Annotated in this window: 19 protein-coding genes and 2 pseudogenes; 4 read left to right on the forward strand and 17 right to left on the reverse strand. The window is 73.1% G+C overall.

From position 1 onward, the window contains the following. Position 1 precedes the first annotated feature (1 nt). Together IU369_RS14545 and IU369_RS23355 are read left to right on the forward strand one after the other, a co-directional pair. Complete coding sequence (locus tag IU369_RS14545; RefSeq protein WP_217921704.1) at positions 2-196, forward strand: hypothetical protein; 195 nt, start codon at positions 2-4, stop codon at positions 194-196. Beyond that, complete coding sequence (locus tag IU369_RS23355) at positions 193-939, forward strand: DUF72 domain-containing protein (RefSeq protein ID WP_246551273.1); 747 nt, start codon at positions 193-195, stop codon at positions 937-939. Before IU369_RS14545 ends, IU369_RS23355 begins: the two co-directional genes overlap by 4 nt. Positions 940-996: 57 nt before the next feature. Here IU369_RS23355 and IU369_RS23360 read toward each other — a convergent pair. The 16 genes and pseudogenes from IU369_RS23360 to folP form a co-directional block, all read right to left on the reverse strand. Beyond that, a pseudogene (locus IU369_RS23360) lies at positions 997-2616 on the reverse strand (diguanylate cyclase); the annotation flags it as partial. Continuing rightward, positions 2616-3746, reverse strand: a complete 1131-nt coding sequence (locus IU369_RS14555) for an FIST signal transduction protein (protein ID WP_217921706.1) — start codon at positions 3744-3746, stop codon at positions 2616-2618. The pseudogene IU369_RS23360 and the gene IU369_RS14555, both read right to left, overlap by 1 nt. Positions 3747-3865: 119 nt before the next feature. Next, positions 3866-4915: a PIN/TRAM domain-containing protein gene (locus tag IU369_RS14560; RefSeq protein ID WP_217921707.1), complete on the reverse strand. Its 1050-nt coding sequence runs from the start codon at positions 4913-4915 to the stop codon at positions 3866-3868. A gap of 99 nt (positions 4916-5014) precedes the next feature. After that, positions 5015-5578, reverse strand: a complete 564-nt coding sequence (locus IU369_RS14565) for a CarD family transcriptional regulator (protein WP_217921708.1) — start codon at positions 5576-5578, stop codon at positions 5015-5017. Between the two features lie 18 nt (positions 5579-5596). Next, positions 5597-6961: a DNA repair protein RadA gene (radA, locus tag IU369_RS14570; protein ID WP_217921709.1), complete on the reverse strand. Its 1365-nt coding sequence runs from the start codon at positions 6959-6961 to the stop codon at positions 5597-5599. 20 nt (positions 6962-6981) lie between these two features. Further along, on the reverse strand, positions 6982-9501 hold the full coding sequence (locus IU369_RS14575; RefSeq protein WP_217921710.1) for an ATP-dependent Clp protease ATP-binding subunit: 2520 nt from the start codon (positions 9499-9501) through the stop codon (positions 6982-6984). Positions 9502-9865: 364 nt separating this feature from the next. Further along, on the reverse strand, positions 9866-10144 hold the full coding sequence (gene rpsR / locus IU369_RS14580) for a 30S ribosomal protein S18 (RefSeq protein ID WP_217921711.1): 279 nt from the start codon (positions 10142-10144) through the stop codon (positions 9866-9868). 187 nt (positions 10145-10331) lie between these two features. Beyond that, the gene (locus IU369_RS14585) at positions 10332-10517 is read right to left on the reverse strand and encodes a CsbD family protein (RefSeq protein WP_217921712.1); all 186 of its coding nucleotides are present in this window, start codon (positions 10515-10517) and stop codon (positions 10332-10334) included. Between the two features lie 104 nt (positions 10518-10621). Further along, entirely contained in the window at positions 10622-12073 is a 1452-nt protein-coding gene (gene lysS, locus IU369_RS14590) for a lysine--tRNA ligase (RefSeq protein ID WP_217924380.1), read from the reverse strand. Positions 12074-12104: 31 nt separating this feature from the next. Beyond that, the gene (gene greA / locus IU369_RS14595) at positions 12105-12593 is read right to left on the reverse strand and encodes a transcription elongation factor GreA (RefSeq protein ID WP_217921713.1); all 489 of its coding nucleotides are present in this window, start codon (positions 12591-12593) and stop codon (positions 12105-12107) included. Positions 12594-12668: 75 nt separating this feature from the next. After that, entirely contained in the window at positions 12669-13712 is a 1044-nt protein-coding gene (locus IU369_RS14600) for a tRNA dihydrouridine synthase (RefSeq protein ID WP_217921714.1), read from the reverse strand. 8 nt (positions 13713-13720) lie between these two features. Then, positions 13721-14515 carry a type III pantothenate kinase gene (locus tag IU369_RS14605; protein WP_217921715.1) on the reverse strand — a complete coding sequence of 265 codons (795 nt, stop codon included), beginning with the start codon at positions 14513-14515 and terminating at the stop codon, positions 13721-13723. Positions 14516-14526: 11 nt separating this feature from the next. After that, positions 14527-14847 carry a DUF2469 family protein gene (locus IU369_RS14610; RefSeq protein ID WP_217921716.1) on the reverse strand — a complete coding sequence of 107 codons (321 nt, stop codon included), beginning with the start codon at positions 14845-14847 and terminating at the stop codon, positions 14527-14529. A gap of 34 nt (positions 14848-14881) precedes the next feature. Next, entirely contained in the window at positions 14882-15409 is a 528-nt protein-coding gene (folK, locus tag IU369_RS14615) for a 2-amino-4-hydroxy-6-hydroxymethyldihydropteridine diphosphokinase (protein ID WP_217921717.1), read from the reverse strand. Continuing rightward, a complete protein-coding gene (gene folB, locus IU369_RS14620) occupies positions 15406-15786 on the reverse strand; it encodes a dihydroneopterin aldolase (protein ID WP_217921718.1) in 381 nt (126 codons plus the stop codon). Before folB ends, folK begins: the two co-directional genes overlap by 4 nt. Next, positions 15783-16607: a dihydropteroate synthase gene (gene folP / locus IU369_RS14625; RefSeq protein ID WP_217921719.1), complete on the reverse strand. Its 825-nt coding sequence runs from the start codon at positions 16605-16607 to the stop codon at positions 15783-15785. The genes folB and folP overlap by 4 nt, the downstream gene beginning before the upstream one ends. 58 nt (positions 16608-16665) lie before the next feature. On the opposite strand from folP, the gene IU369_RS14630 reads away from it, so the two are divergent. Both IU369_RS14630 and IU369_RS14635 read left to right on the forward strand, forming a co-directional pair. Then, positions 16666-18222 carry an HD domain-containing phosphohydrolase gene (locus IU369_RS14630; RefSeq protein WP_217921720.1) on the forward strand — a complete coding sequence of 519 codons (1557 nt, stop codon included), beginning with the start codon at positions 16666-16668 and terminating at the stop codon, positions 18220-18222. A gap of 112 nt (positions 18223-18334) precedes the next feature. Next, complete coding sequence (locus tag IU369_RS14635) at positions 18335-19177, forward strand: alpha/beta fold hydrolase (RefSeq protein WP_217921721.1); 843 nt, start codon at positions 18335-18337, stop codon at positions 19175-19177. A 103-nt stretch (positions 19178-19280) separates the two neighbouring features. On the opposite strand, the pseudogene ftsH reads toward IU369_RS14635, so the two are convergent. Continuing rightward, positions 19281-21217: pseudogene (gene ftsH / locus IU369_RS14640) on the reverse strand (ATP-dependent zinc metalloprotease FtsH). Between the last annotated feature and the right edge of the window lie 123 nt (positions 21218-21340).

The following is a 21340-nucleotide window of genomic DNA, read 5'->3' on the forward strand; positions in this document are numbered from 1 at the left end:
GATGGCCACCGACACGACGACACCGACCCCGACACACCCCGCGGCCGAGGCGATCCGGTTGCGCGCCGCATGGTTGTGCGGACTCGGCGAGGACGAGCGGGAGGCGCTCGCCACGGTGCCCCTGCGCCAGGTGGACGCCCTGTTCGCCGTCTGGTTGGACGTCCGCGGCCCCGTCGGCCAGCATGGGGGTGGATGAGCCTCCACGTCGGAACCTCGGGCTGGGCGTACCGCGAGTGGCGGCCCGCGTTCTACCCGGAGGGACTCCCCCAGGACGGGTTCCTCGCCCACTACGCCCATCGACTGACGGCGTGCGAGATCAACGCCACCCACTACCGGCTGCAGACCGCCGACGCCGTCGCCAACTGGGTGGCGCAGACGCCGGAGTCGTTCCGGTTCGCCACGAAGGCCCACCGGCGCCTCACCCACGGCCGCGTCCTGCCGCCGCACGGCGGGGGCGAGGCCTTCCTGGCCCGCTTCCTCGCGTCGATCGCCCCGCTCGGCGGGCGCCTCGGGGCGGTGCTGCTGCAGATCCCGCCGGAGAAGGAACGCGACGACGGCGCGCTCGCCGACCTGCTCGCGTGCCTGCCGCCGTGGCTGCCGGTGGCGCTCGAGTTCCAGCACCCGTCGTGGGACGTCCCCGCCGTCGCCGAGCGCGTCGCGGGACACGGCGGGACGATCTGCCTCTCGGAGACGGAGGGGGCCCTGCCCGAGCGGCTCCCCGAGGGGCCGCTCGCCTACGTCCGGCTGCGGGCCCCCGCCTACGACGACGCGTCACGCCGCGGGTGGCGTGACCTCCTCGAGCGTGAGGCCGCGGACCGCCCGGTCTTCGCGTTCGCCCGGCACGAGGGCGTCCCCGCCGGCGATCCCCACGCGGGCGTCGGCCTCGCCGAGTGGCTGCTCGGGCTCGGGGACGAGGGCGAGCTGGGGGTCGAGCTCTGACGCGCCGAGGCGGCCCGCGGCGGCGAGCCCCTCGAGGAGGATGACGAGCGTCGGGTCGAAGTGGGACCCGCCGCAGCGGCGGCACTCGGCGAGGGCGTCCGCGACGCTGAGCCGCGGCCGGTGGGCGCGGTCGCCGGTCATCGCCTCCCACGCGTCGGCCAGCGCGATGATGCGGGCGCCCTCGGGGATCTCGTGGGCGCGGAGGCCCGTGGGGTAGCCGGCGCCGTCCCACCGCTCGTGGTGGTGGCGGACCCAGGAGGTCTGCTCCACGTCGAGGATCCCGGGGACGATGCGCGCCCCGAGCGTGGCGTGCTCCTTCACGTGTTCGTACTCGGCGGGCGTCAGGCCGCCGGGCTTCAGGAGCACCGCGTCGGACACGCCGATCTTGCCGACGTCGTGCACGATGGCGGCCTCCCGGAGCTGCTCGACGCGGGCCGCCGGCCAGCCGAGGCGCTCCGCGAGGGCGACCGCGAGGTCGGCGACCCGGTTGGAGTGCGCACGGGTGCTGGGGTGGCGCGCGTCGACGGCACGCGCGAGGGCGCGGATCGCGGCGAGGGAGCTCTCGCGCGCGAGCTGGGAGGCGTGGTCGCCGGCCGAGAGCTGCGTCACCACGTCGGCGCGGTACGGCACCGTCATGTCGCGGCCGGAGCGCTTCGCCCAGTAGAGCGCCCCGTCGGCGAGGCGGAAGAGCTCGGACGGGTCGCCGCCCGCCGTCGCGAGGTCGCAGACGCCGATCGACACCGTCTGGCGCGTGACGGGGCCGAGCGGCGTGGCGCTGACGTCGCGGCGCAGGCGCTCCGCGGCGCGCACGGCGCCGGCGACGTCGCTCTCGGGCAGGAGCCACGCGAACTCCTCACCGCCGACGCGGGCGACCATCTCGCCGTCCCGCACGAGGGCGCGCATCCGGTCCGCGAGGGCGACGAGCACCTCGTCGCCGGCCTGGTGGCCGAGGGAGTCGTTGACGGCCTTGAAGGCGTCGAGGTCGAGCAGGATGAGGGCGAGGGCGCCACCGTGGCGGCGGGCCCGGCCCGTCTCGGCGAGCAGGCGCTCCTGGAAGGCCCGGTGGTTGGCGAGGCCCGTGAGGGAGTCGGTCGCCGCCTGGGCGGCGAGCCGGGCCCGGTCCTCGGCGTTGGAGATCGCGACGGCGACGAGCTCGGCGAAGTCGCCGAGCAGGGGTCCCGCCCCCGCGGGACCGGCCGGGTTCTCGCTCATCACCGTCAGGACGCCCCATTCGGCGCCGTCGACGCGGATCGGCGCCGTCAGCGAGCAGTGGGGGGCGGGGCCGGCGAGCTCGGGGGAGATCCACGACCCGGCGACGACGGTGGCGCCGCCGCGCTCGGTGCGCAGCACGCGCGCGGACTCGCAGTGCATGACCCCCGCCGCCTCGCGGGCGACGAGGTCGAACAGCTCCTCCAGGTCGCGGCGCTCCGCGACGGCCGTGGCGACGCGGCGCAGCGCGGCCTGCTCGAGCTGGCTGGCCGCGAGGCTGGCGTGCAGCTCGCGCATCTCCCGCGAGAGCGTGTCCATCGACTGGTCCATCAGGTAGCGGCCCTCGTCGAACTGCGTGTAGGACCGGTCGACGCTCTCGAGCAGGCGGGCCCACGACCCGGCGTCCGGCGGCGGCGCGCCGGGCACGAGCCCCGCCTTGCGCAGCTGGCGCACGAGCAGCCGGTGCATCACGCCTCGGACAACGTCGTGATGGTCATGGTCTGGTTGTGGAGGTCGCAGGTGCCACCGCCGGCGGGCGCGATCTCGCCGTACGAGTAGAAGCCCACCTGGGTCGAGCCGGCGGGCAGCACCGCGAGGGAGGCCTCGACCTCGTCCTCGCAGAACTCCCCGAGCACGAGCCGCCGCCCGACGCAGCTGATGCCGATGGCGAGCACCGGTGCGCCCGGCGCGTGGGCGGCCGCCGCGCCGGACGCCGCCTGCTCGGAGCCGTCGACGAGCCGGTCGAGGTTCGCCCGCATCAGCTGGGCGCGCGCCCCCGTCGGCAGGTCCCCCGCGAACGTCAGCGACTGGGCGTCCTCGTCGACGCCGAGGATCGTCCGCACGAGGGCGGCGCCGTCGCCGAGCCGGACCTCCAGGGGGAACAGCGGCCCCGTGGCGGGCAGGCCGTCGGCGCGGCGGCCGAGGTACTCCTTGTAGAGGGCGAGGGCGGGGCGCCCGTCGAGCTCGTAGAGGACGTTGCCGTGCGACCGGGTCACGGTGCGCTCCGGGCCGAACTTCTCCCACCCGCCGCGCGAGCCGTGCCCGACCCCGACGTGGGGACCGTAGAGGCCGATGGCGCTGACGATGCCGGTGCGGGGGCGTCCGCCGCTCAGCACCCACGTGCTGGCGAAGCGGTCGCCGTCGGCCGCGAGCCCCCCGGTGACCTGGACGTCGGCGGGCAGCGCCCCGGCGAGCCCCGCCGCGAGCTCGCTGCCGTTGACGGCGAGGCCGTCGGAGAGCACGAACACCGCCCGCAGGCCGGGCCCGGCGAGGTCGGCGGCGATGAGCGCACCCGCGGCGCGGGAGTCCGCAGGGCCGGCGACCGGCGCCTCCGCGGCGCGGAGGGCGGTGCGGGCGAACCGCACGACGGCGACGGTGAGCGACCCGTCGCGGAGGGTGTCGCCGTGGATCTCCCCCGCCGACGAGCAGCCGATCACGCACGAGGTGGGGAACGCGGCGGCGAGCTCCGCGAAGACGTCGTCGCGGTCACGCAGGCCGGGCGCGCCGAACACGATCACCGCCGTCGCGGCGGAGTCGAGATGCCGGGGCCGGTCGCCGGACCAGCGCGCGCCGTCGTGCGAGAGGGTCACCACATCCATGCGGTACGCGTCCTTGTGAGCCTGGCCGCGTCATGCGGCCCGCTTAAAGGATCGGCGGCGCGCGGCCGGGTGTGAGTCCCGCGCACGCCCACCGCGCCCGGCGGGAGGGGACGCCCCGTCTAGGTGCGCGCCTCCGGCAGCTTCGTGAAGATCATCTTGCCGGAGGGGCTCTGCAGGACGCTGGTCACCTCGACCGTCACCTCACGGCCCACGGCGGAGCGCCCGCCCTCGACCACGATCATGGTGCCGTCCTGGAGGTAGGCGACCCCCTGGTCGTACTCGCGGCCCTCGCGGATGACCTTCACCAGCAGCGGCTCGCCGGGCAGCACCGCCGGCTTGAGGGCGTTGGCGAGCTCGTTGACGTTCAGCACCTCGACGCCCTGGATCTGCGCGACCTTGTTCAGGTTGTAGTCGGTGGTCACGATCGACGCGCCGACGTCCTGCGCCATGCGGACGAGCTTCGCGTCGACGCCCTCGATGCCGGGGTAGTCCGCCTCGCGCACCGAGAAGCCGCCGTTGGCGGTCGCCTTCAGCTCCTCCACGATCTCGAGGCCGCGTCGGCCGCGGGCGCGCTTCAACGCGTCGGCGGAGTCGGCGACCCGCTGGAGCTCGTCGAGGACGAAGTCGGGGACCACGATCGCCCCCGACAGGAACCGCGTGCGGACGACGTCGACGAGCCGGCCGTCGATGATGGCGCTGGTGTCGATGAGGCGCGTCGCGGTCGACGACGGCGCCGACCGCGACCGGATGCCGACGAGGCGCAGGATGTCGACGTGGCGGCGGGCCGCGACGCGGCTGAACACGTACGCGACGACCAGCACCACCGGCAGCAGCAGGTAGGGGCCGATGATCGGGAGCTGCGCCACGGCGACGCCCGCGAGGGCGGCCGCGACGAGGCCGACGACGAGGCCGAGCGCGCCGACCATGAGCTCGGCGGCGGAGCGTCGGTCGGCCGCCCGGTCGATGGCGCGCAGGCGGTCGCGCAGCACCTTCCCGAGCAGGCCGCCGAGCAGCACGCCCGCGAGCACGCCCGCCACGGTGATCGCCGCTCGCGCGGCGTACCACCATGGCGAGTCGAACCACTCCTCGAGGGGGAGGGCGGCCCCGGCCTGGTAGGCGCCGAGGCCCACGAGCAGGCCGAGGACGATACGGCTGACGACGATCAGCACGTCGCAGTCACCTCATCCACCCGGACCGTGGCGAGTCATACCGCCGTTCCCTTCCCTGTCAGCCCCCGAACCGCCTCCTGTCAAACGGTAGCCGTTTCGCTAGTCGACCAGCGCCTCGGCACCCTTCTTCACGGCGACGGCATCGGCGTCACGACGCTCACCGATGTCCTCGAGGAGGTTCTCCAGGAAGTCGATGGCCTCCTGCTCCTCCATGTCGCGCGCGTACATCAACTCACTCGCGAGGATCTTCTTGGCCCGGCCGAACATCTGCTTCTCACCGGTCGAGAGGCCCTTGTCGAGGTCACGGATCGACAGGTTCCTGACCACCTCGGCGAGCTCGAAGATGTCACCGGTCTTGATCTTGTCGCGGTTGTGCTTGAAGCGACGGTTCCAGTTCTTCGGCATCTGGGTGCCGTCGTCGCGCAGCACGGCCAGCACCTCGTCGACGATCTCCTCGCCGATGACCTTCCGCAGACCCGCGGCCTCCGCGTTCTCACACGGGACCATCACGGTCATGTCGTTGTAGAGGATCTGGATCGTGAGGTACTCGCGGCGCTGCCCGAGGATCTCCTTCAGTTCCTTCTTGACGATCTTGCCCGCGCCATGGTGCGGGTAGACGACCTTGTCTCCGACCTCGTACAACCGCTCCCCCTCACTCGTCATCGACAGGACATGCCCACGTCAGTGGGCGAAAGCGACCTCGAGGGCCTCCCGGACCCCCGCGACCGCGTGTACGTCTCGTGGAGCCGGCGCCGAGGCGTCGCCTCCGGTCTCGCGCGGCGGCGTCACCGCGACATCGATGCCGTGGGACGCCATCGCGGCCAGCCGGCGCACACCGTGCCCGGAGGGCCGGATCGCGCCGGTCAGCCCGAGCTCGCCGAACGCGGCGGAGCCGGGCGCCAGCGGCACCCCGCGGTGGGCGCTGGTGATGGCCAGCGCCATGGCGAGGTCGGCCGCCGGATCGAGCGCCCGGGCGCCACCCGCGACGCTCACGAACACGTCCGCGTCGCCGAGGCGCACGCCGGCGTGGCGCGATAGCACGGCGATCACCTGGGCGAGCCGGGTGCGGTCGACGCCGATGGCCACCCGCCGCGGGGGCACGATCTCGGTGGGGCCCACCAGCGCCTGCACCTCGACGAGCAGCGAGCGGCTGCCCTCGACGGCGGGGAACACGCACGACCCGACGCGCTCGCCGGCCTCGGCGAGGTACAACCGGGTCGGGTCCTCGACCGACTCGAGCCCCGAGGCGCGCATCTCGAAGATGCCGGTCTCGTTCGTCGAGCCGAAGCGGTTCTTGGTGGCGCGCAGCACGCGGTGCGCGCGCATGTCGTCGCCCTCGAAGGAGAGGACGCAGTCGACGAGGTGCTCCAGGGTGCGGGGGCCGGCGAGGCCGCCGTCCTTCGTCACCTGCCCGACGAGCAGCACCGTCACCCCGCGCTCCTTCGCGGCGCGCATCAGCTCGACGGTGACCGCGCGGACCTGGTTCGGGGCGCCGGGGGCGCCCTCCACGGCGTCCGAGTGGAGCGTCTGGACGGAGTCGATGGCGACGACGTCGGGCGTGTGGGCCTCGATCGCCGCGAGCACGCCCTCGAGGCGCGTCTCGGCGAGCACCTGGATCTGCCCGCACTCGCAGGTGAGGCGCTCCGCGCGGCCGCGCACCTGGATCGCCGACTCCTCGCCGGTGACCAGCATCGCGCGCCCGGCGAGGGCGACCCCGGCGAGGGCCTGCAGGACGAGGGTGCTCTTGCCGATGCCGGGCTCGCCGCCCAGCAGGACGAGGGAGCCCGGCACGAGGCCGCCGCCCAGCACCCGGTCGAGCTCGCCGATCCCCGTCCGGCGGCGCGCGGGGGCGTCGTCGGTGAGGTCGGCCAGCCGGGTGACGACGGGCACGGGACCGATCGGCCCGCGACGGGGGGAGGGTGCGGGGGTGGCCTCCTCGGCCACGGTCCCCCACTCACCGCACGTCGCGCACCGCCCGACCCAACGCGGGGCCTGCGCACCGCAGGCCCCGCAGGAATAGACGACCCGTGGACGCGTCTGCGCCACGCCAGACCCTCGCCCGGGGATTACGACTCGCTCGGTCCGGCGGGCGACTCCTCGGAGGCCGCGCCGGCAGCCGCGCCGACCGTCTCGGGCTGGGGCTCGGGCTCGGTCACGACGAGCTTCATCTCCTCGCCGTCCCGGTCGACCACCACGCTGCTGCCGTCGATGAAGCCACCGGAGAGCAGGCGGTCGGAGAGCGGGTCCTCGATCAGGCGCTGGATCGCGCGGCGCAGCGGCCGGGCGCCCATCGTCGGGTCGTAGCCCTGCTCGACCAGGAGGTCCTTCGCGTCGTCCGTGAGGCGGAGGGCCAGCCCGTGCTCCTTCATCTGGTTCTGGAGCCGGACGAGGAGCAGATCGACGATCTGGGTGATCTCCTCCTTGGTGAGCTTGTGGAAGACGATGATCTCGTCGATGCGGTTGATCAGCTCGGGCCGGAAGACGCGCTTGAGCTCGCCCATGATCCGCGACTTCATGTCGTCGTAGGACAGGCCGGTCTCGTCCGTGACCGAGAAGCCCAGCGGCGTGTTCCGCGAGATGGTCGCGGCGCCGATGTTCGACGTCATGATCAGGATCGCGTTGCGGAAGTCGACCGAGCGGCCCTGGGCGTCGGTGAGGCGCCCGTCCTCCAGGATCTGCAGGAGGATGTTGAAGACCTCGGGGTGCGCCTTCTCGACCTCGTCGAGCAGGATCACCGAGTACGGCTTGCGACGGACCTGCTCGGTGAGCTGGCCGCCCTCGTCGTACCCGATGTAGCCGGGGGGCGAGCCCACCAGCCGCGACACCGCGTGCTTCTCCATGTACTCGGACATGTCGACCTGGATCAGCGCGCTCTCGTCGCCGAACAGGAACTCCGCGAGCGTGCGGGCCAGCTCGGTCTTCCCGACGCCCGAGGGGCCGAGGAAGATGAACGAGCCGGACGGGCGCTTCGGGTCCTTGATGCCGGCGCGGGCGCGGCGGATCGCGCGGGAGACGGCCTTGATGGCCTGCTCCTGCCCGATGACGCGCTTGTGGAGCTCGTCCTCCATCCGCAGCAGCTTCTGCGTCTCGGCCTCGGTGAGCTTGAACACCGGGATGCCGGTCCACATCGAGACGATGTCGGCGATCTCCTCCTCGCCGATGGAGGCCCGCGGGCCGCCCTCGTCGCTCTTCCACTGCTCCTCGAGCTCGCGCTTCTTGTTCGTGAGGCGCCGCTCCTTGTCGCGGAGGTTGGCGGCCTTCTCGAACTCCTGCGCCTCGATGGCCGCTTCCTTCTCCTTGCGGACCTGGTCGATCTCCTCCTCGAGCTCCCGGTAGGTCGGGGGCGCGGTCATCGTCCGGATGCGCATCCGCGACGACGCCTCGTCGATGAGGTCGATCGCCTTGTCCGGCAGGAACCGGTCGGCGATGTAGCGGTCCGCCAGGTTGGCGGCGGCGGCGAGCGCCTCGTCGGTGATCGTGACCCGGTGGTGGGCCTCGTACCGGTCGCGGAGGCCGCGCAGGATCTGCTCGGTCTCCTCCTGGGAGGGCTCGTCGACCTGGATCTTCTGGAACCGGCGCTCGAGGGCCGAGTCCCGCTCGAGGTACTTGCGGTACTCGTCGAGCGTCGTGGCGCCGACGGTCTGCAGCTCGCCACGTGCGAGTGCCGGCTTCAGGATGGAGGCCGCGTCGATCGCGCCCTCGGCGGCGCCCGCGCCGACGAGATTGTGCAGCTCGTCGATGAACAGGATGATGTCGCCGCGCTGGGTGATCTCCTTCATCACCTTCTTCAGGCGCTCCTCGAACTCGCCGCGGTACTTGGAGCCGGCGACGAGGGCCGCGAGGTCGAGCGTGTAGATCTGCTTGTTCCGGAGGAGCTCCGGGACCTCGTTGCTCGCGATGCGCTGCGCCAGGCCCTCGATGACGGCGGTCTTGCCCACGCCGGGCTCACCGATCAGGACCGGGTTGTTCTTGGTGCGGCGCGAGAGGATCTGCATGACCCGCTCGATCTCGGTCTGGCGACCGACGACCGGGTCGAGCTTGCCCTCCGCCGCGAGCTTCGTGAGGTTGCGGCCGAACTGGTCGAGCAGCTTGCTCGACTTCTTGTCGCCGCTCTGCCCGCCACCGCTGGCCTGGCCCTGCTGACGGCGGCCGGGGCCGGAGAGCATGCGGATGATCTCGTTGCGGATCTTCTCCGAGTCGGCGTCGAAGTCGGCGAGGATCCTCGCGGCGACGCCCTCGTTCTCACGCACCAGGCCGAGCAGGATGTGCTCGGTGCCGATGTAGTTGTGGCCGAGCGACAGCGCCTCGCGCAGCGCCAGCTCGAGCACCTTCTTGGCGCGCGGCGTGAACGGGATCTGGCCGGAGGTGACCTCCTCGCCGGATCCGACGATGCGGATGACCTGCGCGCGGACCTCCTCGACCGTGATCTCGAGCCCCTCGAGCACCCGCGCGGCGAGACCCTCCTCCTCGCGCAGGAGGCCGAGAAGGATGTGCTCGGTCCCGATGTAGTTGTGCTTGAGGGTGCGCGCCTCCTCCTGGGCAAGTACGACGACCTGCCGGGCGCGCTCCGTGAACCGTTCGAACATCGGGATTCCCCTTCCTGCTCACCCGGCCCCGGAGACGCGAAAACCGCGCCGGCGGTGGACGACGGGCGTTGAAGAGTGCGGGACTTCGAGGGACGGGACCCGCGGACGGCCACCCGGTCGAGTGCGCCCACGGCTTGGGGACAGAGGTTCCGACGGCGGGCCGCCAGAGGGTGATCCTAGCACGGTGACCCCTCTCGCCCCCTTCATCGGCGGGCGCGGGGTCGAGCCGGAATATCGCGGTCGGGCGGTGTCCCCTCGCCCCCCGTGCGGATGGTCGTCCCCGTCCGCGGAACCCCCCGGACGAGGGTCGACCAGGATGCGGGGGCCGCGATCATCGTCCGATGATGACCGCGGCCCCGGACGCCTAGTGGCGTACCTTGCGGTCCTGGTCGGGGTAGATCAGCAGGCCCATCGTGCGGGCGCGCTTCACGGACTTCGCGACCAGCGTCTGCTGGCGGCGCGACAGCCCGGTGATGCGACGCGACCGGATCTTCCCGCGCTCGCTGACGAACCGTCGCAGCGACGGGTAGTTCTTCCAGTCGATCTCCTCGGCGGCGAGCTGCGGACGGCGCTTGCGCTGGGCGGGGGCACCGCCCTTGCGGCCCTTGGTCTTCGATCTCGCTCGGCCTCGTGGCTTGGCCATCTACTCCTCGGTCTCTCGGTCCGTACGACGGCGGGGGACTATAGCGCACGTCCCCCGCCGGGTCGGCGGATCAGAGCGGCAGGGCGTTCCGCATCCCGCGCGCACGGCGGCGGACGTACCGCTTGCCGACGCGCCAGACGACCACTCCGAGTCCTGCGTAGAAGGTCTTCTTCACGGCGTCCCTCCCCTACGAGCGCTTGACGGCGTCCTTGAGGTCCCCGAGGGCGTCCTTGACCTTCTCGCCGGCCTGGCGGGCCTTGCCCTCGGACTGGTCCTGACGGCCCTCGGCCTTCTGCTCCTCGTCGCCACGGACGGCGCCGAGCGCCTCCTTGGCCTTGCCGCCGAGCTCCTTGGCCTTGCCTGAGTCCGTCATGCGGTCTCCATCGTCGCGTTTTCACAGACGACGGGTGGTACCCGCAACAGGCCCCGGCCAACCGGCCGGGGGTCCCGCGCGCCGGGGTCCGCGAGGGGCCGGCGTCAGCTCCGCATGGCGGGGAAGAGCACGACCTCGCGGATCGTGTGGCGGTCGGTGAGGAGCATCACGAGACGGTCGATCCCCATGCCGAGCCCGCCGGTGGGCGGCATGCCGTGCTCCAGCGCCGCGAGGAAGTCCTCGTCCATCGGCTGGGCCTCGTCGTCGCCGGCGTCGCGGTCCCGGGCGGCCATCGCGAAGCGCTCGCGCTGGTCGTCGGGGTCGTTCAGCTCCGTGAAGGCGTTCGCGATCTCCATGCCCCCGGCGAACGCCTCGAACCGCTCGACGACGGCGGGGTCGTCGGTGTGGCGCTTGGCGAAGGGCGAGAGCTCGAGCGGGTAGTCGTGGAGGATCGTCGGCTGGATCAGGGTCGGCTCGAGGGTCTGGGTGAGGAGCGCGTCGACGAGCTTCGCCCAGGGCGTGTCGTCGGGCGCGTCCAGGCCGGCGGCCCGCATCGCGGTGCGCAGCGACGCCTCGTCGGTGTGCACCCGGACGTCGATGCCGCTCGCCTCACGGAGGCCGTCGCGGAAGTCGATGCGGCGCCACGGCGGCGCGAAGTCGATCTCCCCGCCCTTCCAGGGGACGGTGGTGCCACCGGTCGCGGCGGTCGCGACCGCGGCGACCATGCCCTCGAGCATGTCCATCACGTCGCGGTAGTCGGCGAAGGCCTCGTAGGTCTCCACCATCGTGAACTCGGGGTTGTGCTTGTGGCTGACGCCCTCGTTGCGGAAGTCCTTGCCGAGCTCGTAGACCTTCTCGAGGCCGCCGACGAGGCAGCGCTTGAGGTAGAGCTCGGTGGCGATCCGCAGGTAGAGGTCGCGGTCGAGGGCGTTGTGGTGGGTGACGAACGGCCGGGCCGCGGCGCCGCCGTAGATCGGCTGCAGCGTCGGCGTCTCGACCTCGAGGAAGCCCCGCTCGTCGAGGTAGCGCCGGACGGTGGCGATCGCCTTCGAGCGGGTGATGAACGAGGCGCGCACGTCGGCGTCGGCCATCAGGTCGAGGTACCGCTGGCGGAAGCGGGTCTCGGGGTCGCGCAGGCCGGCGTGCTTGTCGGGGGGCGGGCGGAGCGACTTGGCGAGCATCGTGGTCGCGTCGACCGCCACGCTCAGCTCGCCGCGCCGGGTGCGGGCCACCGGCCCGTCGGCGCCGACGATGTCGCCGAGGTCGAGGTCGAGGAGCGCCGCCATCGCGTCGTCGCCGATGCGGTCGCGCGCGGCCCAGAGCTGGATGCGCCCGGAGCGGTCCTCGATGTCGAGGAACGCGACCTTGCCCTGCCCGCGGCGCCCGGTCAGGCGACCGGCGACGCGCACCGGCACGTCCCCCGTCTCCCCGGCCTCGAGCGCCTCGTGCTCGGCGCGCACGTCGGCGATCTCGCGGCGGCCCGGGAACCGCGGCGGGAAGGGGTCGACGCCCGCGGCGCGCAGCGCCTCGGCCTTCGCCCGGCGCTCCCCGATCAGCCCCGCGAGGCCCCCCTCGGGGGCCTGTGGGTCAGTGCCCGTGGTCGCCCGCCTGGATGTCCACGATCTGGTACTGGAGCGCGCCGCGCGGCGCCGGGATCGTGACCTTCTCGCCCTTCTTCTTGCCGAGGAGGGCCTTCCCGACGGGGCTCTCGTTGGAGAGGCGCTGGTTCTTGGGGTCGGCCTCGGCCGAGCCGACGATCGAGTACTCGCGCGTCGTCTTGCTCTTGACGTCCTTCAGCGTGACGCGCGCCCCGATGGAGACCGTGTCGGTCGACAGGTGCTCCGTGTCCACGACGCGGGCGTTGCGCAGCTTCTGCTCGAGCGTCTGGATGCGGTAGAAGAGCTGCGCCTGCTCGTTCTTCGCGTCGTCGTACTCCGAGTTCTCGGAGATGTCACCGAACTCGCGGGCCTCCTTGATGCGCTCGGCCACCTCGCGACGCTTCGTCGTCGAGAGGTACTCGATCTCGTCCTTGAGCTTGGCAAAGCCCTCTTCCGTCAGGATCACTTCGCGGTCCATCGGGTGGGTCTCCTTCGTGTAGGAGCGGTGCGGCCCGTGAGCGGCCCGGAAAGGTAACCGCGTCGCCCCGCGTAATCAAGCGGCCGCGGAGGCGTCCACGAGCGGCCGCAGGCGGTCGAGGGCGCCCTCGACGGTCGGCGCGGTGAGCATCTCGCCGAGCACGCCGTGGCCGACGTCCTGCCCCGCGAGGTACCAGGGGTAGAACTTGCGCATGAAGCCGACGACCCGGCCGTCGCCGAGCGCGAGGCGCGCGTCGCCGGCGAAGAGGGCCATCTCCTCCACGACCTCGGCGAGCGTCGGCCGCGCGCGGGGGACCCCGGAGAGGATCTCGCCGAAGACCCACGGGTTGCCGAGGGCGGCGCGCCCGACGGCGATCGCGGCGCAGCCGGTGGTGTCGAGCACCCGGCGCGCGTCCTCGGGCGTGGCGATGTCGCCGCTGGCGATGACGGGGATGCCGACGGCCTCGACCACCTCGGCGGTGATGCGGTGGTCGGCGTGCCCGCCGTACTCCTCGGCAGCGGCCCGCGGGTGCAGGCAGATCGCGGCGGCGCCGGCCGCCTCGAAGCGGCGCGCGGTCTCCAGCGGGACGGACGTGCCGGGGGTGAGGCCGCGGCGCATCTTGACCGTGACGGGGACGTCGACGGCGCGGACCATCGCCTCGACGATGCGGGCGGCGGCCTCCGGGTCGGCGAGCAGGGCGGCGCCGGCGCCCGTCTTGCAGATCTTGGGGACGGGGCAGCCCATGTTGATGTCGACGAGGTCGGCGCCCGCGGCCTCGACCGCGCGGGCGGCCTCGACCATGGCGTCGACGTCGGCGCCGAACACCTGGACGCCGACGGGGTGCTCCCCCGGCGCGATCTGCAGCATCCCGAGCGTCTTGCGGTTGGCGTAGCGGATGCCGAAGCTCGCGATCATCTCCGACACCGTGAAGCCGGCCCCGTGGCGGCGGGACTGGCTGCGGAACGCCCAGTTGGCGATGCCCGCGAGCGGCGCCTGCACGAGCCGGTTCTCGAGCCGCAGCCCGCCGATCTCGACGGGCTCGCGGACGGGCCAGTCGGCGGGCGGCGCGACCGGGGCGGGCGGCGGGGCGGCGGCGCGCCCCGCCAGGACGGCGCTCATGCGCTTCCTCATCGGGGGTCCCCCGTCTCCGCCGGCCGGCGGGCGTTGAGCTCGTGGACCATCCGCAGCCCCTCGAGCGTGAGCAGGGGGTCGTTCTCGTCGATCTCGACGGAGAGCGGGCAGACCAGGGCCGCGAGGCCCCCGGTGGCGAGCACGAAGGTGTCCGGCCCGAGCTCCTCCTTCATGCGGGCGACGACCCCGTCGACCATCGCGACGGTGCCGAAGACGATGCCGGAGCGCATGCTCTCGGCGGTCGACTTGCCGATCACGCGGGGCGGGGCGACGAGGTCGACACGCGCGAGGCGGGCGGCGCGGGACGCGAGCGCGTCGAGCGAGGTCTCGATGCCGGGGGCGATCGCCCCGCCGAGGTACTCGCCGGACTCGGACACGGCGTCGAACGTGGTGGCGGTCCCGAAGTCGACGACGATGCACGGCCCGCCGTGGCGGCGGTGCGCGGCGACGGCGTTGACGATGCGGTCGGCGCCGAGCTCGCGGGGGTTGTCGATCGCGAGCGAGATGCCGGTGCGGACGCCCGGGCCGATGATGGTTGCCTCGCGGTGCAGGTACTTGACGGCGAGGGACGCGTAGGCGGCGGAGAGCGTCGGGACGACGGACGCGACGATCATCTCGTCGAGCTCACCGAGGCTGCCGCCGCGCAGGCGGAGGATCTGGTCGTGGTCGGCCGCGAGCTCGTCGGCGGTGGCGCCGCGCTCGGTTGAGATGCGCCACTCGTGGAGGAGCTCCTCCCCCGAGTAGACCCCCGCCTGCGTCTGGGTGTTGCCGACGTCGATCGCGAGCAGCATCGCGCGGGCCCTCAGGCGGCGGGTTCGTCGGGGGTCGCGGGCGCGTCCCCCTTCAGGATCTCGACCGTGACGTCCTGCGTCGTGTAGATCTCGACGCGCGGGATGATGCGCGTCGGGCGGTTCTTGTCCCACACCCAGACGTCCTCCATCGTGATGTGGAAGAAGGGGTAGGACGCCTGCGGCATGAAGTCCCGCTCGAAGCGGTTGCAGAGGTACGTCGCCTCCTGCGTGAGGACGCAGAAGCGGAACAGCGGGAAGACGTCGGCGTACTCCCGCTTGAGCCTCAGCTCGAGCTCGGCGTCGTACTCCTCGAGCTCGTCGGTGTGGGACATGCCAGGTGCTCCTCGGTGCTCGGACGGCCGCCGATCATAGCGCGCCCCCTCCGGGCTCCCGGGCGGGCACGAGGGCGCCGGGAACCCGCTCGGCAGGCTGCTCGACGGGGTCGAGCGCGGCGGCGAGCGACGCCAGCGCGCGACCGTCGGGGAGCGCGATGGACGGGTCGATCTCGAGCACCGGCAGCAGCGCGAACCGCCGTTCGTGCAGGCGGGGGTGGGGGATGTCGAGGCGGGCGTCGTGCCACTCCCCGCCGTCCCAGAGCAGCAGGTCGCAGTCGATCGCGCGGGGCCCGAAGCGGATGCCACCGGGGGCGCGGCCGAGCTCCCGCTCCATCTCCTTCACCGCGTCGAGCAGCGCGGGCGGCGCGAGGTCGGAGGCGATGCGGGCGGCGGCGTTGAGGAACGCCGGCTGGTCGGTGACCTCGCGCGGCGCGGTCTCCCAGGCGCCGCTGACGGCCTCCAGCGTGTGCCGGACGGCGAGCCGGCCGAGGGCCGCCTCGAGGGCGGCGCGGCGGTCGCCGAGGTTCGCCCCGAGCCCGAGCCAGTAGCGCGCGCTCACGCCGGCGGGGTCGCGACGCGGCGCAGCGTGACGGAGGCGCCGCTGAGGGTGTGGGGGATCGCGACGTGGGGCTTGTGGACCGTCACCTCGACGGCGGCGACGCCCGGCTCGGCGAGTGCGCGGTCGGCGATCAGCCCGGCGAGGCGCTCGATCAGCTTCACGGGTGGGCCGGCGACGATCGCGACGACGGCGTCGGCGAGCGCCGCGTAGTCGACGGTGTCGCCGAGGCCGTCGGACAGGGTCGCCGTCGACGCGGCGAGGGTCATGGTCACGTCGACCACGAAGCGCTGCCCCAGGTCGGTCTCGGCGGGGTAGACGCCGTGGCGCCCGAAGGCCTCGAGACCCGTCAGGGACACGGTCAGCCGGTCGTCGCTCATCCCGCCTCCTCCACCGCCCGCCAGACGGCGAGGGCGTCGTGGGTCTCCCGGACGTCGTGCACCCGCAGCACCGCGGCGCCGCGGGCGACGGCGGCCAGCCCGGCGGCGACGGAGGCGGGCATGCGCTCCCCCACCTCGCGGCCGAGGAGCGCGGCGAACATGCTCTTGCGCGACACGCCGATCAGCACGGGGCGCCCGAGCGCCGCGAGTGCGGGGACGCCGGCGAGGAGGGCGAGGTTGTGCTCGAGGCGCTTCCCGAACCCGAGGCCGGGGTCGAGGATCACGTGCTCCTCGGGGATGCCGGCGTCGACGGCCGCGTCCAGGCGGCGTGCGAGGTGGTCGCGCACCTCGCCGACGACGTCGCCGTAGCGGGGGTCGGACTGCATCGTGCGGGGGTCGCCCCGCATGTGGACGAGGCAGATCGCGGCGCCGCGCTCGGCGACGAGGGGCAGCATCGCGGGGTCGCCGCGGCCGGCGGTGACGTCGTTGACGAGCGCCGCGCCCGCGTCGAGGGCGGCGGCCGCGACGGCGGCGGAGGACGTGTCGATGGAGAGCGCGATCGGCGGCGGGTCGTCGCGGACGGCGGTGAGGACGCCGGCGAGGCGGGCGAGCTGCTCCTCCGGGGGCACCGGGTCGGCACCGGGCCGGGTGCTCTCCGCGCCGACGTCGCAGATCGCGGCGCCGTCGGCCGCCATCGCCCGGAGGCGCGCGACGGCGTCCGTCGCGGGCAGCGGGCCGTCACCCCCCCAGAGGGAGTCGGGGGTGACGTTGAGGATCCCCATGACGCACGGGGGGTCCAGCCAGGAGAGGGGGTCGGCCACCCGCCAAGGCTACGCGCGCGGGCAGCGCCGGGGCGGCGGGTCGTGCGACACTCGGCCCGTGGGCGAACGGCTGCGTCTCGCCGACCTGCTCGGCGGCCTCTCCATCGCGACGGACCTCGGCTTCGGCCTCCCTCCGGAGGAGGCGATGCGGAGCTGCCTCCTCGCCACCGCGCTCGCCCGCCGCGTCGGGCTCACCGAGGCCGAGGTGTCCGACGCCTTCTACACCGCCCTCCTCGGGCACGTCGGGTGCCCCGCCCTCTCCCACGAGACGGCGGCGGTCTTCGGCGACGAACGCCGCGTGACCGCCGCGGCGGCGGCGGTCCACCTGGCCGACCCCGCCGAGATCGCGGCGGGCCTCGTGCCCGCGCTGCTGGAGGGCGTGCCGAGCGCCGACCGGGGGCGGGTCGCCCGCTACGTGGCCGAGCACGGGACGGAGTTCGGCCGCATGTACGACACCGGGTCCTGCGAGGTGGCTCGCGCAACGGCCCGGCGCCTCGGCCTCGGCGCCGGCGTCGAGCGGGCCCTCCACGAGATCGGCGAGTGGTGGAACGGCGGCGGGGCGCCGCAGGGGCTGCGCGGGGACGACATCGCCGTCGTGGCCCGCATCGCCCAGGTCGCGGCCGACGCCGCGCGCCTGGACCACCTGCGCGGGCCCGACGCCGCGGTGGCGGCGCTGCGGCGCCGGGCCGGTGGCGTGCTCGACCCGGGGATCGTCGGGGCCCTGGTGGCCGACGGGACGCGCATGCTCGCCGGGTCCCGTGCGGGCGATCCGCGTACCCGCATGCTCGAGGTGGAGCCGACGCCCCACCGCGAGTACCCCCGCGCACGGCTCCCCGCCATCGCCGCCGCGTTCGGGGACCTCGCGGACCTGAAGACGCCCTTCACCCACGGGCACTCGGCGGCGGTCGCGCGGCTCAGCCGGGCCGCCGGGGAGCGCATCGGCCTCGACCCCGCCGCGGTCGCGTCCCTCGAGGTGGCGGCCCACCTCCACGACCTGGGCCGCCTCGCCGTCTCGAACGTGGTGTGGGAGAAGCCCGGCCGGTTGACCGGGGGTGAGTGGGAGCAGGTGCGGATGCACGCCTACCACTCCGAGCGGATCCTCGCGACGTCGGAGGCCCTCGCCCCGCTCGCCCGGCTGGCGGGCATGCACCACGAGCGGCTCGACGGGTCGGGGTACCACCGGGGCTGCGGGGCCCGGGACCTGCCGGTCGCCGCCCGGGTCCTCGCCGCGGCGGACGCCTGCGCGGCGATGACCCAGGACAGGCCGCACCGGCCGGCGCTCGGCGCCGAGGCCGCCGCCGACGCCCTCGCGGGGGAGGCGCGCGCGGGCCGGCTCGACCACGATGCGGTGACCGGCGTCCTCGACGCTCTCGCGGACCGGCCGCCGCGGCGTGGCCGGCGGCCGGGTCCGGGGGGCCTGAGCGCGCGCGAGGTCGAGGTGGTGCGGCTGGTCGCCGCGGGGTGCTCGAACGCCGCGATCGCGGAGCGCCTCGTCATCTCGCGGCGGACGGCCGAGCACCACGTCCAGCACGTCTACGGGAAGCTCGGCGTGTCCAGTCGCGCCGCCGTCGCGCTGTTCGCCCACGAACACGACCTCCTCGCCACCGCCGTCTGAGGGTGAGCGACCGCGCCGCGGACGCGCAATATGGGCAGACCTACCGATGCCGGCGGGGGCGCGGCGGCCGAGGCTCACGGCCGTCACCACCGTCCGCCACCCGGAGGCCACCATGAACCACCGCATCCGCTCCGTCCGCCTGTCCACCGGCGTCCGCCTGGAGTACGTCGAGCACGGCGACCCGCGCGGCGTCCCCCTCGTGTTGCTCCACGGCTACAGCGACTCGCTGCACTCGTTCGCTCCGCTGATGCGGCACCTGCCCCCGTCCCTCCGCGTCGTCGCGCCCAGCCAGCGCGGCCACGGCGACTCGGACCGGCCGGCGGCCGGTTACGGGCCCGAGGTGTTCGCATCCGACGCGGTCGCCCTGCTGGACGCGCTCGGCATCGACCGCGCCGTCGTCCTCGGGCACTCGGGGGGCAGCTACGCCGCGCAGTACGTCGCGATCGGGGCCCCGGAGCGCACGCTCGGCCTCGTCCTGGTCGGCGCGTTCCGGTCGATGCGCGACATCGAGGGCGTCGACGGCCTGCGCGAGGCCGTCGCGGGCCTCGGCGACCCGGTGGACCCCGGATTCGTGCGTGACTTCCAGGCGAGCACCCTCACCCGCCCGGTTCCCCCGGGGTTCTTCGCGATGGTCGTCTCCGAGAGCCGCAAGCTGCCGGCCGCCGTCTGGCGGGCGTACCTGGAGGACTCCCTCGCGGCGGAGGTCCCGACCGAGCGGGGGCCGGTCATGGCGCCGACGCTGATCCTGTGGGGGGACCGCGACGCCTACGCCCGCAGGGCCGACCAGGAGGCGCTGGCGGACGTGATCCCGGACGCCGAGCTGGTCGTCTACGAGGGGACGGGACACGTCCCGCACTGGGAGGAGCCGGCACGCGCCGCCGCCGACGTGGCGGCGTTCGCGCGACGGGTCGCCGCGGACGCGGAGCCCGCCCGGCGCCCGGTGATCGCCGGCTGAGGCGGCGGGACCCGGATCCGGCCTGTCGACGGCGGCGGCCGCCCCGTGGGGCGGCCGCCGGCACTACCACTCGAAGCCCACCCCCGGGTCGGGGGGGTGGTGTCTACGCCTCGGTGAGGGGTTCACCGGCCCCCGGGTAGGGGAGGCGCTTGTGCTTGGGCTTGTCGGGGGCGTTCGCCAACTCCGATTCGCGGGCGAGCTCGGCGGCCTTCGCGTCGCGTTCGGCGAAGACCTCCGCCTCATCACGGCCCTCCAGCAACGCGATGAACTCGGTCCGCTCGATCGTCTCGCGGCGCAGGAGGATCTGGCTGAGGTTCTCGAGGTCCTCACGGTGCTCGGTGAGGATGTCACGGGCCCGCTGGTGGGCCTCCTCGATGATCCTGCGGATCTCCGAATCGATCGTCCGGGCGAGGTCATCCGAGTAGTCGGGTTCCGAATGCATGTCGCGGCCGAGGAACGGCGCCCCATGGTTGTGGCCCAACACACGCGGCCCCAACTTGTCGGACATCCCGAACCGCATCGTCATCTGCTTGGCGGTGCTCGTCACCTTCTCGAGGTCGTTCGCGGCGCCCGTCGTGATCTCACTGAACACCAACTCCGCCGCCGCCCGGCCCCCAAGGTCATCGCCATCTGATCCTCGAGCTGGGCCCTGGTGGTGAGGAACTTGTCCTCCACCGGCATCGAGATCGTGTACCCCAACGCCTGGCCGCGGGACACCACCGAGATCTTGTGGACGGGGTCGGCATCCGGGAGGAAATGCCCGACCAGGGCATGCCCCATCTCGTGGTAGGCGGTCACCACCCGCTCCTTTTCGGAGAGGAGGCGGGACTTCTTCTCGGGACCCGCGATGACACGCATGATCCCCTCCTCCAACTCGGCCTGCTCGATCAACCGCTTGCCCTTACGGGCTGCGAGCAACGCCGCCTCGTTCACGAGGTTCGCGAGATCCGCACCCGTGAACCCCGGCGTCTGACCCGCAAGGGTCATCAAGTCGATGGCCTTGGCGATCGGCTTGCCCTTGGTGTGGACCCGCAGGATCTGGGCGCGGCCATCCCGGTCGGGGCGGTCCACCACGATCTGCCGGTCAAAGCGGCCGGGCCGAAGCAACGCCGGGTCGAGGATGTCGGGTCGGTTGGTGGCGGCGATCAAGATGATGTTGTCCTTCGCCTCGAAACCATCCATCTCCACAAGGAGCTGGTTCAAGGTCTGCTCACGCTCGTCATGGCCACCACCGAGCCCCGCGCCACGGTGCCGGCCGACCGCGTCGATCTCATCCATGAAGATGATGCAGGGACTGGACTGCTTGGCCTGCTCGAACAGGTCCCGGACACGGCTGGCGCCGACACCGACGAACATCTCCACGAAATCCGACCCGGAGATCGAGAAGAACGGGACACCCGCCTCACCCGCCACGGCACGCGCCAGGAGGGTCTTCCCCGTCCCCGGGGGACCGAACAGGAGGACGCCCTTGGGGATGCGGGCCCCCAAGGCCTGGAACTTCTTCGGGTTCTCGAGGAACTCCTTGATCTCATGGAGCTCCTCCACCGCCTCATCCGCCCCCGCCACATCCTTGAAGGTGATCTTCGGGGCGTCCACCGCCATCCGCTTCGCCCGGGACTTCCCGAACGACATCACCTTCGACCCACCACCCTGCATCCGGTTCATCAGATAGATCCAGAACCCGATGAACAAAATGAACGGCGCCAACCAGATGAGACTCGACCACCACGGAGACGACGGGATCCCCTTCACCTCGAACGGGACCTTCGCCGCCTCCAACTGGTTCACCAGGGTGTTCGAATAATCCTCGGGGTAACCGGTGGTGAACTTCGTCTCATCCTTCAAGACGACATCCACCTCCTTCGACTCCACCTTGATCGTCGCCCGCTCCACCCGACCATCACCGATGTCCGTCACGAACTGATCGAAGGTCGGCGCCGGAGACGACGGCTCCGACGACACCACCAACCGCTGCGCCACGAACACCAACAAGATCACGATCAAAATCGGGAACGCCGCGCTCTTGAGGAACTTGTTCACCGTGCTCCAGACAGGCGGGGGTGTTGAGCCGTCGATCGGCACGCGCGACGAGCTGCTTGACCGCCGGGCGGGACGCGATCCCTGCGTCCGAGGATAGCAGCGCCCTCCCCGCCCCCCGCTCCC

Source organism: Miltoncostaea oceani, from assembly GCF_018141545.1.
Lineage (GTDB): Bacteria > Actinomycetota > Thermoleophilia > Miltoncostaeales > Miltoncostaeaceae > Miltoncostaea > Miltoncostaea oceani.